11 protein-coding genes and 4 tRNA genes are annotated in these 14,372 nt (G+C 44.6%); 11 read left to right on the forward strand and 4 right to left on the reverse strand.

What is annotated here, in order from left to right:
* Positions 1 to 5: 5 nt before the first annotated feature.
* Both ACQEXT_RS02975 and yeiP read right to left on the reverse strand, forming a co-directional pair.
* Positions 6 to 326 carry an HI1450 family dsDNA-mimic protein gene (locus ACQEXT_RS02975; protein ID WP_138970360.1) on the reverse strand — a complete coding sequence of 107 codons (321 nt, stop codon included), beginning with the start codon at positions 324 to 326 and terminating at the stop codon, positions 6 to 8.
* Positions 327 to 328: 2 nt separating this feature from the next.
* The gene (gene yeiP / locus ACQEXT_RS02980) at positions 329 to 895 is read right to left on the reverse strand and encodes an elongation factor P-like protein YeiP (RefSeq protein WP_138970361.1); all 567 of its coding nucleotides are present in this window, start codon (positions 893 to 895) and stop codon (positions 329 to 331) included.
* A gap of 133 nt (positions 896 to 1,028) precedes the next feature.
* On the opposite strand from yeiP, the gene ACQEXT_RS02985 reads away from it, so the two are divergent.
* Together ACQEXT_RS02985 and ACQEXT_RS02990 are read left to right on the forward strand one after the other, a co-directional pair.
* Positions 1,029 to 1,796: a nucleotidyltransferase domain-containing protein gene (locus tag ACQEXT_RS02985; protein ID WP_426950567.1), complete on the forward strand. Its 768-nt coding sequence runs from the start codon at positions 1,029 to 1,031 to the stop codon at positions 1,794 to 1,796.
* Positions 1,797 to 1,870: 74 nt separating this feature from the next.
* Positions 1,871 to 3,934, forward strand: a complete 2,064-nt coding sequence (locus ACQEXT_RS02990) for a PTS sugar transporter subunit IIC/EAL domain-containing protein (protein ID WP_426950569.1) — start codon at positions 1,871 to 1,873, stop codon at positions 3,932 to 3,934.
* On the opposite strand, the gene ACQEXT_RS02995 is transcribed toward ACQEXT_RS02990, so the two are convergent.
* Positions 3,926 to 6,286 (reverse strand): DNA polymerase II, encoded by a 2,361-nt coding sequence (locus ACQEXT_RS02995; RefSeq protein WP_426950570.1) that lies wholly within the window; start codon positions 6,284 to 6,286, stop codon positions 3,926 to 3,928. The two genes, ACQEXT_RS02990 and ACQEXT_RS02995, sit on opposite strands and share 9 nt — an antisense overlap.
* 329 nt (positions 6,287 to 6,615) lie before the next feature.
* Here ACQEXT_RS02995 and uvrY point away from each other — a divergent pair, with 329 nt between their 5' ends.
* The 8 genes from uvrY (at position 6,616) to ACQEXT_RS03035 (ending at position 12,145) form a co-directional block, all read left to right on the forward strand.
* Positions 6,616 to 7,260 carry a UvrY/SirA/GacA family response regulator transcription factor gene (gene uvrY, locus ACQEXT_RS03000; protein ID WP_138970365.1) on the forward strand — a complete coding sequence of 215 codons (645 nt, stop codon included), beginning with the start codon at positions 6,616 to 6,618 and terminating at the stop codon, positions 7,258 to 7,260.
* 47 nt (positions 7,261 to 7,307) lie between these two features.
* The gene (uvrC, locus tag ACQEXT_RS03005) at positions 7,308 to 9,137 is read left to right on the forward strand and encodes an excinuclease ABC subunit UvrC (RefSeq protein WP_426950571.1); all 1,830 of its coding nucleotides are present in this window, start codon (positions 7,308 to 7,310) and stop codon (positions 9,135 to 9,137) included.
* A gap of 77 nt (positions 9,138 to 9,214) precedes the next feature.
* On the forward strand, positions 9,215 to 9,772 hold the full coding sequence (pgsA, locus tag ACQEXT_RS03010) for a CDP-diacylglycerol--glycerol-3-phosphate 3-phosphatidyltransferase (RefSeq protein ID WP_138970367.1): 558 nt from the start codon (positions 9,215 to 9,217) through the stop codon (positions 9,770 to 9,772).
* 238 nt (positions 9,773 to 10,010) lie between these two features.
* Positions 10,011 to 10,084 (forward strand) — tRNA-Cys (locus ACQEXT_RS03015).
* Between the two features lie 3 nt (positions 10,085 to 10,087).
* Positions 10,088 to 10,163: transfer RNA gene (locus ACQEXT_RS03020), tRNA-Gly, on the forward strand.
* Positions 10,164 to 10,232: 69 nt separating this feature from the next.
* A tRNA-Leu gene (locus tag ACQEXT_RS03025) sits at positions 10,233 to 10,319 on the forward strand.
* Between the two features lie 13 nt (positions 10,320 to 10,332).
* Positions 10,333 to 10,408: transfer RNA gene (locus tag ACQEXT_RS03030), tRNA-Gly, on the forward strand.
* Between the two features lie 264 nt (positions 10,409 to 10,672).
* Complete coding sequence (locus ACQEXT_RS03035) at positions 10,673 to 12,145, forward strand: diguanylate cyclase (protein ID WP_426950573.1); 1,473 nt, start codon at positions 10,673 to 10,675, stop codon at positions 12,143 to 12,145.
* Between the two features lie 11 nt (positions 12,146 to 12,156).
* Here ACQEXT_RS03035 and ACQEXT_RS03040 read toward each other — a convergent pair whose 3' ends face one another.
* Positions 12,157 to 13,239: a PQQ-dependent sugar dehydrogenase gene (locus ACQEXT_RS03040; protein WP_426950671.1), complete on the reverse strand. Its 1,083-nt coding sequence runs from the start codon at positions 13,237 to 13,239 to the stop codon at positions 12,157 to 12,159.
* A 227-nt stretch (positions 13,240 to 13,466) separates the two neighbouring features.
* Here ACQEXT_RS03040 and ACQEXT_RS03045 point away from each other — a divergent pair, with 227 nt between their 5' ends.
* Positions 13,467 to 14,255, forward strand: a complete 789-nt coding sequence (locus ACQEXT_RS03045; protein WP_331418497.1) for a TetR/AcrR family transcriptional regulator — start codon at positions 13,467 to 13,469, stop codon at positions 14,253 to 14,255.
* The last annotated feature ends 117 nt before the right edge of the window (positions 14,256 to 14,372 follow it).

A 14,372-nucleotide genomic window follows, 5' to 3' on the forward strand; every position in this document is an offset into this window, starting at 1 on the left:
TAAGTCTAGTCACGTTTCCAAAGAGCGTGGCAAAACTTGTGTTCAGGATCACGACTAATCAAAAGTCGTGCAAAAACATCATCAAGCACATCGTCTTCTTCGTTTACGAGACCAATACGCACTTCAGCATAAACTTCTTTGTCGACGTCAAAGCCAACATGCTCTGCCCAGTCATCACCTGTTTCAACTAACTCCGCAGCACCACGGTCATCAAATTGCGCAGTGAACAGGATCACATCAGCTGGCTCAAGATTGTCAGGCGCCATTTCCAAGAATATGTCGTAAGCGGTATCAATCGCGTCGTCGTAAGACATTAATTCAGCCATGACTATGCGCGGCTCATGTATTTGCGTTCAGTCGTGTTGATCACGATGCGGTCACCCGTTGCAATGTACTCTGGTACTTGAACAGTAAGACCTGTAGAAAAACGAGCCGGTTTAGTACGAGCAGAAGCTGATGCGCCTTTGATAGACGGGTCTGTTTCTTCGATAACGAGCTCTACTGATGCTGGAAGTTCCAGACCAACCGCATTGCCATTAACAAGAATGATATGTAGACCTTGGATCTCTTCAGTTACAAATAGCAACTCGTCCTCAATCTCTTCTTTCTTGAATGTGTATTGAGTGTAGTCTTCGTTATCCATAAAGATGTATTCATCACCATCTACATATGAGAAAGAAGAAGCACGTTTGAACATGTCGACAGTTTCTAGAACGTCATCTGATTTGTAGCGTTCGTCAACGCGAGCACCTGTTGTTAGGTCTGTACAGCGCAGTTTGTAGATTTTTGCGCCGCCACGACCACCAGGAGTGGTTACTTCGATGTCTTTAATTAACAATGTTTTACCATTAGATTCGATAGCAAAACCTTTTTTAAGCTCACTTGCCTTTGGCATGAACAATATTCCTTAGTATGTTAGGTAGTGGCAGCATTATATACTGACCCTGTTAAGGAAGGAATATCTTGATTCATCCATCGTGGTGAGCGAACATTAAGGCATTGAGTTCGATTATTTTGTTATCAATCAAATGCATTTATCCACTATTGACCCAAAACAAGCCTTTCAGCCTAAATATCAACCCGCCATTGATGATTTGGTGAGCTTTTTAACCAGTGGGTTAGGGGATAACCTTCACAGCGTCTACTTGTATGGTAGTGTGGCACGTAAAACCGCCAAACCAAATCAATCGAATATCGATGTGGTTGTGGTGACTCACCGTGGATTCTCCGATCTCAGAACAACCCTATTTAATTCAATCAAATGGCGCTTTCAGAAAACTCATCCCCATATTACCGAAATTTCATTTAAAACCGCACTGGCACAAGATGTTGCGAGTCTTGACAGTATTTTCTCGTGGGGATTCCTATTACGCCACTGTGCGGTGTGTGTGTATGGTGAAGATTTATCTGAGTGTTTTGGTGATTACGAACCTAGCTGGGAGATTGCCAAACATTGGAATATGGACGTAGAAGATTGGGTAGCCGTATATCGTAACCGTATTGCTCGAGCGGATAAGCCAGAAGAACAGGTCAAAGCACAGAGAATTATCGCGAAAAAGTTATTGCGAGCAAGCTATTCTTTGGTGATGTACAAAGACAAACAGTGGTTCGAAGATCCTATCGAATGTGGTCAGCAATTTTTACGTTATTATCCTGACAAACAAGTCGAGATTGAAAGACTGGGTATTCTGTTGTCAGGAAGGGTGATTGCGAAGCGCTCAGTCATTGGCATTCTTGATGGTTTTGGTGACTGGCTAGCAAAACAGTATAAAAAGACCGAGTTTAGAATCGGCTAAGGAGATATCGAGAAAAGTCTTCTTATGCGTTTAATTGTGCTAGCTTTTATATGTATGGACATATTGAGGTTAGCATGTACCAAGGAACGGATAACCGCCAATTAAATGGTGTTTCTAATTACTCTCTTTATCACCGATTTGTTATCCCTTCTTTGCAGGCCATTAGAGAGGGAATGGTTTGGCTTATTCCCTGTTTAATGTTGTCATCTTTTGCGCTTTTCTTTGCCAGCATTGGTGAGTTTATATTAGAAGGGCGCAATGTTTGGATATCCCAACTGTATGATTTGCATGATGCTATCGCTCGGTTTTTTCCATTTTTAATGACCGCCACTATCTCCTATGTTTTAGCGATGCAGTGGCGTTTGCCAAGACCGCCAATCGCACTTTTGATGATTACATTGCTATTAATCACTGAACAGACAATTCCAGATAGCAAAGTACTGCTCACCTTCCACATAATCTTAGCGATTATAACGCCGTTGTACGCGGTTCCGCTGTTAGCTTATTTACTCCGCTTTGATATATTCAAACTGACAAGAACCGAGTCCGCAGGGCAGATTGTCAAAGAGTCGTTGAATATGGTGATTCCTGCGTTCATCACTGCTTTGTTGGTGGTGGTCATTAACCACATCCTCGTGCTCGGTCTATCGGCGGTTGCTTACTCTTCGGTGTTGACGACGGACTATGCCAATGAGCCAACCACCTTTGGTGTTCTCTTCGCGACACTCAATTCGATATTGTGGTTTATTGGTATTCATGGGTATTACGCATTACTTCCGTTAGTTGATTTGCTAGAAGAAGCGAGCAACCTTAACTATGCCACTGTACTGGTAGGAGGCGACGCTCATTATCTGATGAACTTGTCTTTTATGGGCGCATTTGTGTTTATTGGTGGCAGTGGGGCAACATTGTCGCTGGTGATTGCGCTGTTGCTGTGTTCCAAACAACATGGGTTTAAGTTGATTGCGTTAGCGAGCATTCCAATAGGCTTGCTCAATATTAATGAGATCTTATTGTTCGGTCTGCCGATTATTTTCAACCCTAGGTTATTTCTGCCGTTTCTGTTGGCGCCGGTGACCAACGTTGTCGTCAGCATGGCTGCGGTATCGATTGGATGGGTGGTGACGCCCACTGTCTCTGTTCCGTTTAATAGCCCAATATTGTTAAATGCTTGGATGGCGACACAAGGTGATTGGGCGGCAGTTGTGCTTCAGCTTGTCAATATCGCCATTGGTGTCGTGATATATCTTCCGTCGGTTAGGGCACTTAATCAGAGTGTAAGCGAGAAGAAAGTATCGTTGCCTGTGTTTGATACCTTTTATGCTCGGCGTCAAGAAGAAGCACGCACGTTAATGGATGATCCCATTATGCAGGCTGTCGAGAGGGAAAAAAGCACCATTTTTATCGAACATCAGCTTGAGCAACTGAGTTCGCGCGACTTCTGTATCGAGTATCAGCCGCAAGTGTCGCGTGATAGCGAGATGACAGTTGGCTGTGAAGCGCTGATTCGTTCAATTGATAAAGATGGTAAACTCCAATATCCGAACTCTTTCATTCCATGGCTGGACAAGGCCAATTTGATGAAAGATGTCGATCTGTGGGTTTTTAAGCAGGTGATCAAAGATATACGGCGGATGCAGAAATCGGGTCTATTCATTCCAGTCAGTGTGAACATTACTCCTCAAACATTAGTTGACCCTAGTTACATTGATGAATTGGAGAAAATCATTCAGCACCATGCGCAGTATATCCATATTGAAATTACAGAAGAGTCATTACTTGAGGATGAACTTGCATTGGTTGTTGCGTTTAACCGCCTACATAATCTGGGCGCGAAGATCCACATCGATGATTTTGGAACTGGCTTTTCGTCTCTCAGCTATCTCAATAAATTTGAGATCGACTATCTAAAGATCGATCGTTCATTTGTATTGGCACTGAGTACTCTAAAAGGCAAAAAAGTATTCGGCAGCATTCTGTCGATTGCGAAGCAATTGGATCTAAAGGTAATTGTCGAAGGTGTCGAGACCAAAGAGCAGCTCGACCATATTTGTCGTGACTCTGATATATCTGTGCAGGGTTGGTACTACGCCAAATCACTGCCTTTAGACAAATTCATCGATTATGCTTCAAAATAGCCCAAGTTGAGGTTCACTGAGTGAGCTGAAGTCTATACCGATAAAGGGTAATATCGCTTCGCCAACCGGTTTAAGCTGCTTATCGATATAGTGTTGGTAATCGATTGGATTTTTTTGATACTCCTTGGGTTCAGGTCCTGCGAGTGTAATGACGTACTCAATTTGCCCTTTGTTCTGGTATTGCAAAGGTCTACCAAGCTGGGCATTCATCTCATCCGCCATTCTGGCTGCTCTTACCTGAGGTGGAACGTTTTTCTGATACTCATGCAGCCTTCGTCTCAAGCGCTTTTGATAGGTCAGTTTGTCATCGAACTTTCCGGCTTTGGTTTGCTCAACAAATTCACGGACATAGTCACTCGGGTTTTCGCCATGAAAAATCATCGAGTATAAGGTTTGCTGAAACTCTTGCGCGAGTGGCGTCCAGTCGGTTCGAGCGCTCTCTAAGCCCTTAAAAATGATCCGCTCACTATCGCCTTCTCCAATCAGCCCTGCGTAGCGTTTCTTCGATCCCGTCTCTTGTCCTCGGATGGTTGGCATTAAGAATTTCTTGTAATGAGTTTCGTACTCCAGTTCGAGCGTTGAATCGAGCTGATACTCTTGCGCTAAATGTGTCGTCCACCACTGGTTGATATAGTTGACTAGTTCGAGACCAATCTCATCAGCTTGTTGCTGGCTGAACTGACCGTTTAAGGAGACGAAGGTTGAATCGGTATCACCGTAGATGACGCGATAACCTTTATCTTCGATAAGCTTTTTGGTTTGTTTCATGATCTCATGGCCACGCATAGTGATGCTCGAGGCAAGGCGAGTATCAAAGAAGCGGCAGCCCGAAGAACCCAATACACCATAGAAAGAGTTCATGATGATCTTTATGGCTTGGGAGAATGCCTTTTCGTTGTTCTTCTTTGCGGCATCACGGGCGGCCCAGAGATTTTCGATCATCTCAGGGAGGAAGTGCCGAGAGCGGTGAAACTGGCCACCTCGAAACCCTGGCACTGCTTGAGAAGCTTTGCGTCCGACTTCGAGTTGAAGGCCTTCAATCAGTCCTATTGGATCGATTAAGAAGCTACGAATGATGGATGGGTAAAGACTTTTGAAGTCGAGAACCAATACAGAGTCATACAAGTTTGGAATCGAATCCATGACGTATCCGCCAGGACTCGCCAACCAGTTCTCAGGTTGCAGATTAGGTGCAACATAGCCAGCTCGATGAATTTGCGGCAAGTAAAGGTTAGTAAAGGCGGCGACCGAACCGCCCACTCGGTCGAGTTCGACGCCTGTGAGTCTAGAGCGTTCGATGGCAAACTCGAGTAGATGCGTGTGAGCAAATATCTTGTTGACCAGAATACAATCCTGCAAGTTGTATTTCGCTAGTGATGGCTTATCACGACGGAACATCTGATTGATTTCATCCATTCGGTCATGAACATTATGGATCTGCTTCCCCTCACCAAGCAGCTCTTGCGATACCGATTCAAGTGACCAGCGACGGAAATGATAGGTCGCGGTTTTGAGCGTATCGATGCCATCCATAATCACGCGGCCGGGCACAGAAACGAAGGCTTGCTGGGTGGTATTGGAGGTTCGGAAAAAACTCGCTTGACGGCCACGGCCTATCATCAATTTGACTTGATTCCATTCTGCCCGTTTGTGTAATAGTCGAAAATCGAAGTCAATAACGTTCCAGCCAATAACCACATCTGGGTCATACTTTTGGAACCAGCTAACGAGAGCGTTTAGCAGTGCTTTCTCATCTTTTACCCACTCTATAGGGGTCTCGGCGGGCTGCTTATCACCAATCATGATCACACGGCTATCCATCGGACTATCAAGTCCAATGGAATAGAGAATGCCTTTTTCAGAACATTCTATGTCGAGGGAGACGACTTTCAGATCGGGCGTGTAGCTCCCCTGACGACACTTGACTGATGTGAATCGTCGGCTTTGAGGGGCCAGTTGCTCAATACCACTAAACTCAACCCCGCCTTTAATAAAACGTTCCATCAAATAGCGGTCAGCCAAACGAATATCGTCTTCGAGTACCGTAATATCTGCCAGCTGTAATGCACGGCTAAGCTGCTGAGAGTGTTTGATAGTTGTGGTGTAACAAGCGGCTAGTGGCTCCAGATCAAAGCTGGTCAATTCCAGTGGACGCCACTCTGCGAAAAGATTCTCTTGTTCAGCGATAGACTTGCATTGTTCTAACTGACTTTGTGCAACAAAAAAAACGGGCTTCTCACCTCGAATAATGAGTTGAGAGGGGCCTTGAGGCGTTGATAGCCACAGCTCGATTTGAGTTTGGCCACTGACATCACGTGCCTGCCGAGTGAGTAAGAAACCGTTATGAATCATTGTGCGTAATAGGGTGGTTAGATTGAAGCGAGATCAAGACAGTAGGGCTAGAGTATCACATGCTGAAAAAGTTAAATACAAAGGTAAGAAATAGACCTAATATCTAAGGCGAAATTGGTAGAAAAATAACCAATAAACTGACCTAAGCGATTGATTAATAGATTAATAACAATTTAAGTACCAGATCTGAAAATTACTACTTGCTAAAGTTTGCGTTTAAGCACATATTCAGAGTAAGCAAAATTTTAATTTTAAGTTAGACTAGGCAGCAATGCTGTAATCCACTCTATGTGGGTGCAGAGCCAAGTAAAAAGTGTGGAGATACAAGTTTGATAAATGTTTTCCTTGTAGATGATCACGAGCTGGTTCGCACAGGGATACGACGTATTATTGAAGACGTCCGTGGGATGAACGTAGCAGGGGAAGCTGACAGCGGTGAAGAAGCAGTAAAATGGTGTCGAAGCAACCATGCTGACGTCATTTTGATGGATATGAATATGCCTGGTATCGGTGGTCTTGAGGCTACCAAAAAGATCCTGCGATTTAATCCTGATGTGAAAATCATCGTTTTAACTGTTCATACGGAAAATCCGTTTCCAACTAAAGTGATGCAAGCAGGAGCCGCAGGCTACCTGACTAAAGGCGCTGGCCCTGATGAAATGGTCAACGCAATTCGTATGGTTAATAGTGGACAACGCTATATATCACCAGAGATCGCTCAACAAATGGCTCTTAGCCAATTTTCTCCGGCATCGGAAAACCCATTTGCTGATTTGTCTGAGCGTGAACTGCAAATCATGATGATGATTACTAAAGGGCAAAAAGTCACTGACATATCTGAGCAGTTGAATCTTAGTCCTAAGACAGTAAACAGTTACCGTTATCGCTTGTTTAACAAGCTTGATATTAGCGGTGATGTTGAGTTGACTCACTTAGCAATTCGACACGGAATGATAGATACCGAGACACTATAAGGTGCCAATACCATCAGTGATTTTAATCTTCAGCTAATGGTATTGGTATGAGCCAATTCGATTCAGCCGCCTTTCTTAAAACAGTAACAAACCAGCCCGGCGTTTATCGTATGTATAACGCCGAGTCTGTTGTTATCTATGTAGGAAAGGCGAAGGATCTCAAAAAACGCCTCTCCAGCTACTTCCGTAGCAAAGTTGATAGTGAAAAAACCCGTGCTTTAGTCAGCAACATCGCCAAGATTGATGTAACGGTGACGCATACCGAAACAGAAGCCTTGATCTTAGAGCACAACTACATCAAGCAGTACCTACCTAAATACAACGTACTGTTGCGTGACGATAAATCCTATCCCTATATCTTTATTAGTGGACACAAACACCCACGTTTGTCGATGCATCGAGGGGCGAAAAAGCGTAAAGGCGAATACTTTGGACCTTACCCAGATTCAGGCGCTGTGCGTGAGACCTTGCATCTAATTCAAAAGATATTTCCGGTGCGACAGTGTGAAGATACTGTCTACAGTAATCGAACTCGACCTTGTTTAATGTACCAAATCGGTCGTTGTGCTGCGCCGTGTGTGAGTAGTGTTATTTCTGAACAGGATTACGCTGAACTGGTTGGTTACGTAAGACTGTTTTTGCAGGGCAAAGATCAGCAAGTGCTTGCCTCTCTTGTCGAAAAGATGGAGGTGGCGAGTCAAGAACTACGCTTCGAACAGGCCGCCAAATTCCGCGATCAAATTCAGGCTATTCGCCGTGTCCAAGAGCAACAGTTTGTCTCGGAAGATTCGATGGACGATATGGACGTACTTGGTTTTGCTCAAGAAAATGGCATTGCGTGCATTCATATTCTTATGATTCGTCAGGGTAAAGTTCTGGGAAGTCGCAGCCACTTTCCGAAAATACCCAACGATACCACTCAGCAAGAAGTGTTTTATAGCTTCCTGAGCCAGTATTACCTGAGCCACAATGAGGCGCGAACTATTCCGACTCGTATCATCCTCAACTCGGGCTTAATTGACGAATCACAGCCGTTGGAAGAGGCTTTAACGAGCTTAGCGGGACGCCGAGTCCACTTCCATGTCAATCCGACCAGCACTCGAGGGCGTTATCTTAAACTGGCCAACACCAATGCTTTGACTGCGATTACGACTAAGATCAATCACAAGATGACGATATCTCAACGTTTCAAAGCGTTGAGAGAGTTGCTTGATATGGAAAGCATTACGCGAATGGAATGTTTTGATATCTCACACACCATGGGAGAGAGCACAATTGCCTCTTGTGTGGTTTTTAATCAGGAAGGCCCCGTTAAGCAAGAGTATCGTCGTTATAATATCACGGGCATCACGGGTGGTGATGATTACGCAGCAATGGGGCAGGCACTTGAACGCCGTTACTCAAAGCAGCTCGATATAGAAAAAATCCCTGATATTGTTTTTATCGACGGTGGTAAAGGTCAGTTGAACAGGGCTCATGAGATCATCTCTCGCTACTGGGGAGATTGGCCAAAACGCCCGCATTTGATTGGTATTGCTAAGGGTGTCACGCGTAAACCTGGTCTCGAAACTTTGATCACCGTCGAAGGTGATGAATTTAATTTGCCTAGTGACGCACCAGCACTGCATTTAATGCAGCACATCCGTGATGAGAGCCATAGTCATGCGATTGCTGGCCATAGGGCAAAACGAGGAAAAACCCGTAGAACGAGTGCTTTAGAGGGTATTGAAGGCGTAGGACCAAAGCGTCGCCAAGCTCTGTTAAAATACATGGGTGGTTTGCAAGAATTGAAACGAGCGAGTGTAGAAGAAATCGCCAAAGTGCCAGGGATTAGTATTTCTTTAGCAGAAAACATTTATCAAGCATTGAAACAATAGCAAAAATCCCGCACCATAAGGCGCTGTTTGAAATATCAAATAGAGCCATACGCAAACAAAAAGAGCCTTTTAAAAATATGCGTTTAAATATCCCTAACATCTTGTCTTTGTTGCGACTTTTCTTGATTCCAGTATTTGTCGTTGTTTTTTATCTACCTTATAGCTGGTCTCCTTTTGCAGCAGCAATGGTATTCTGGGTCGCAGGGTTTACTGATTGGCTCGACGGTATGTTGGCGCGAAAACTAGGTCAAACCTCTCGTTTTGGGGCTTTTATTGATCCAGTCGCTGATAAAGTATTGGTTGCTACCGCACTCATTTTGATAACAGAGCACTACCACACGATCTGGGTAACGATTCCTGCAGTCACTATGATAGCTCGTGAAATTATCATCTCCGCACTGCGTGAATGGATGGCGGAAATTGGTAAACGAGCGAGTGTGGCGGTATCTTGGGTAGGTAAGGTTAAGACCGTCAGCCAAATGTTCGCCTTATGGGTACTGATCTGGCGTTACGACGATTGGATGGTTTGGGTTGGCTTTGCTGCACTGTATGTTGCCACTGTACTGACATACTGGTCGATGGCCCAATATCTGATGGCTGCCAAAGATGATTTGCTCAACGAAGAACACCACTGATTAGAAAGCAGGCGATGGCCTGCTTTTTTGTCTCTGCCTTTTCGCATTAACACAATTAACTCCGTGGATTTGCTAAAAAATTTGCTAGCAAACTAACCAAATTAGCTTGTTTTGGCGGTTAAATAGACAAACGATTTAAAATTTCAAAAATAGTGTTGACTCATTAGTTCGAATCCGTAGAATGCAACCCGTACCCAAGAGGAATTGAGCGTTTAACTCTTCCACTTGGTGTGACAGAGGCGCGTTGGCAGAGTGGCTATGCAGCGGATTGCAAATCCGTGGACCTCGGTTCGACTCCGGGACGCGCCTCCATTTGCGACACTAGCTCAGTTGGTAGAGCGCAACCTTGCCAAGGTTGAGGTCACGAGTTCGAACCTCGTGTGTCGCTCCAGATTATTTTGGTAGCGGTTTTTACATCGATATCATAGATGGTGTCTCCATCACAAATTTAGATTTGTGTGCCCTGGTGGTGGAATTGGTAGACACAAGGGATTTAAAATCCCTCGGCGTTCGCGCTGTGCCGGTTCAAGTCCGGCCCGGGGCACCATCTAACGCATTACGCGACACTAGCTCAGTTGGTAGAGCGCAACCTTGCCAAGGTTGAGGTCACGAGTTCGAACCTCGTGTGTCGCTCCAAATTTAAGGCCCTAGCAGAAATGCTGGGGCTTTTTGGTTTCTATACACTGCTACTTGCGTCTGATTGATTACGTCAACTAATGAGTAAATAATCATCATTGGGTATGTGAATTTTTCGACGGATCGCATAAAATTACAACTTTATCAGTAGAGAATGTATGCACGTTCAACTGATAAGACTATAGCTGGTAATTTTTTGTGGGCTAATGATGTAAGGATCATCCTCTTCACAGCTCAAGGCAATCACTTTTAGGTAGTGTGATAGTGACAAATGCTCCCAGAAGGCTGTGCTCTAAGCTTTCTATCAATCAAATGTTGGTGCTTTCGCACGTCTTACTGGTGATGATCCTTGTCTCTGGATTCAGTTACACTCGTTATCATAGTGAGTGGAATCGGCATATCGAATATTCTGCATCGTTGGCAAAACTGACGCTCGCACCGCATATCCCGTTTCTTTCAACGTCAGTCGCCGGAACCAATTACTCAAATCTCACCGCCTCGGCAACAGGCCAACTGTTTTCGTCCATCGATGATCTTGAATATCTAGAAGTGACAGGTAAGTCAGATTTTTCAGCTCAAGATGTCCGTATCCGCTTTTTTAAGCGTTTTGAATATCTATGGCGTGCTGATGTGAACCTCGAAGAGTTTGAGCAGCTCGAGATCAAATTAACAGCGATGAATGAGTCAATCGATTCAGTCAACTTCGATAACCCTATACGCAAAAAGAAGTTATTGTTTATTAAAAGTCGCCTCATGCGCGAACATGAGTCGATGGCGAAAAGTTTAGATATTGAAAAAGATATCTTTGTGCCGTGGACGAAACCTGCAACCTTAGGGGAAGGTTACTATCTCGATGAAGAGCTGTGTGCGCTGAATGTCGTTATTCCTTTGACCAACTCAATGGGAGGGGAGATATGGGCGGTGTTTGATGCCAGTGAGTTGACTAATCTGCAACGTTCCTTGGTTGAAGAGATTGTTGCAGAGGCGATTGTCGCGCTTGCGATCTCTTTGGTGTTAATTGGTTGGGTATCTCACTGGATTGTTTCACCTCTTAAATCATTGGCAGCGCATATGCGTTCTGATACGACCCACGCCAATATTGCACACTTTCGTGAACTGAATCGAAGTGATGAAATCGGCCAATTAGCACAAGCCTACCATAGCTTATTGATTAAATTAGACAATCAACTCAGCATCTTACGTGCTAGGTCAGATACAGACCCATTAACGGGCTTGGGATCACGTTACAAGTATTCGCGAGCGGCAATACCATTCTTTAAGCGTCAACTGAGCAATGGGCAGTATGTTGCGACCTTGGTCTGTGATGTCGATAACTTTAAAGCGTTCAATGACATTTATGGGCATACGGCTGGTGATAACGCATTGTCCGAAGTGGGGGCAGTCATCAATAAGGTGGCGCGTGAGAGTGATCTTGCCTTTCGCTACGGGGGTGAAGAGTTAGTCATCCTTTTGGCTAGAACCGATAAGACAGAACTGGTTCAGTTTAGTGAGCGCGTGAGGAAGGCGGTAGAGGCATTGAATATCGCCCATGAAGGCAATCAGCCATATGGACGAGTGACCGTATCGATAGGTGGTGCTCTCGCGAGTGAGCAAGACTTTGACCAACGCTACATGTCTCACCAAGCAATGCAGACAGCGTTATTTAATCTCGCCGATAAAGCGTTGTATCTAAGTAAACAGAGCGGGCGTAACCAAACCTCTTGGGCAGATAGATAAACGTCATTAAGCTAATTGTGCTCGTCTACCAAGCGATAGATTTTGCCACTGTCGGTACTGAATACGATCTCTCCATTGGGAAGCACTTCGAGATCACGTATCCTTTCACCTAATTCTGTCAGGATTCGCTCTTCTTCCATCGCTTGGTTGTTGTCTATCTTGACCACGTTAATGTGGGTCAACTTCAAGGCTCCCGCTAATAATTTTCCTGATAACTGAGGATATTGACTGCCACTGTATAGCAGCAATGAACTGGGTGCAATCGATGGTATATACACTTTAGTTGGCGAGACTATCCCTTCTTTTTCTGTCGCCTCTCCGACTGCGATAGGCCCCCAATATTCCTTACCATGAGAAGTTACAGGCCACCCATAATTGGCCCCCTTAACGATCTGGTTTATCTCATCACCACCACGAGGACCGTGTTCAATAGACCACAAGGTTGTACTCTGACGATCATAGTAGAGCCCTTGAGGATTGCGATGACCATAGCTCCATATCTCACCTTGAGCGCCCTTGACATTAGTAAATGGATTGTCTGGTGGAGTCGTACCGTCGGGTAATACTCTAAGAATACTTCCTGCATGGGTCGCCAGGTTTTGTCCATTATCTCGTTCACCGCGATCTCCGACAGAGAAATAGACGAAGTGGGTATCGAAGGTAATTCGACTACCAAAGTGTCGTCCGGTATCAGAACCGGATTGTGTCACGACCAAATCTGTCCAGTCAGAGAGTGTGCCATCTTTGTAGCTGGCACGAGCAAGCGTGGTTTCGATGGCAGAGCCCACCACCTTTGAATAAGTGAAATAGAAGTGATGCTTGTTAAACGGCGAGTGTGCAACATCGAGCAATCCGCCTTGTCCATACGCTTGTGACTGGACGAGCTTTGCAATGGTACTGTAATTGCCTGTAGAGAGAGTCACTACACCTATTTCGCCGTTTTGTTGCGTCACCATGAGTTGATCATCATTAAACGCGCTCATTCCCCATGGCACATTAAGACCAGATACTATGATGTCTGCTTGCCAAGCATGGGTTGAAAGCGATGCGGTGAGAGATAATAGGGTGGCTGTCCAAACATTGAAAGCGCTCATCGTCATAGGTTCCTCATAAAACGACTGTCACCTTATCTTAGCAGTGAGAATCAATTATCACTGCCATAAATATTTTATTTAAAAGCGCTTGCAATGATCAATAAATGCACTATTATGACGAAATGTCAAAAATGACGATGCGTCATAAAAGTGATTTATCACGCTTTCGTTATTCGTGTTACAATTAAGACATTAAGGAGTAATGGACAGATACGGATTGATGAATCATGTTTGGCTTTGGTTGTAGTAAAAGTGACAAAAAAGAAAGTTCTGGGTGCAGTTTTGGGCGTTCCAAAAAGCAGCAGGCTATCGCAGATAGAGAAGTTGAGCTAACTCTTCTTGCCAAGTCTTTGGTTCAGGAGCAGGGTTGGAGTAACTTAACTATGGATAAGTTGACCTCTGCGAGTGCCTACTCAAAAGGAACGATCTATAACCATTTTTGCAGCAAAGAAGACGTGATTTTAGCGCTTTGCATTCACTCGTTGAGAAGCGAAGGTATTTTGTTTGCAAGGGCAGCTGAGTTTGATGGAAGCACCCGTGAAAAAGTGATAGCGATGCATGTAGGTTATCGTATATATGCACGTATGGAGCCTGTACTTTCAACATGTGCAATCATGGCGAAGAGCCCATGGGTTCTTGAGAAAGCTTCACCAGAACGGGTTAAAGTGCTTAATGAGCTTGAAGAGCAAGTGATCAGTAACGCTGATCAACTGGTCAATTTTGCCGTTGAGCAGGGGGATTTAAAGTTTTCCCCCGGTATCGGTTCTGATGCGATTGTTTTTGCCAACTGGTCAATCGCTTTTGGCTCCAACGCCCTAGCTCAAAATGCGTCAAACAGCCACTGTATCAAACGTATTCAAGATCCATTCTCTGTGTTACATAACGCGAATATGCTGTTGGATGGTCTTAACTGGAAACCTCTCTCTAGTGAGTGGGATTACCGAAAGACCTGGCAACGAGTTGAGCAAGAGTTGTTTGCTCAAGAGATCGAATATCTCAACTCTGTTGGCCGATAGATCACTTATTTAAAAGCCCAAGTGGGCTTTTAAAATCGCCCTTAGTGACGAATCGTCAAAAAATGACACTGAAGATCAACTGATAGCGCTTGATAACAGTTTTGTTGTTTAAATACC

Source organism: Vibrio sp. TRT 29B02 (assembly GCF_050113655.1).
GTDB lineage: Bacteria > Pseudomonadota > Gammaproteobacteria > Enterobacterales > Vibrionaceae > Vibrio.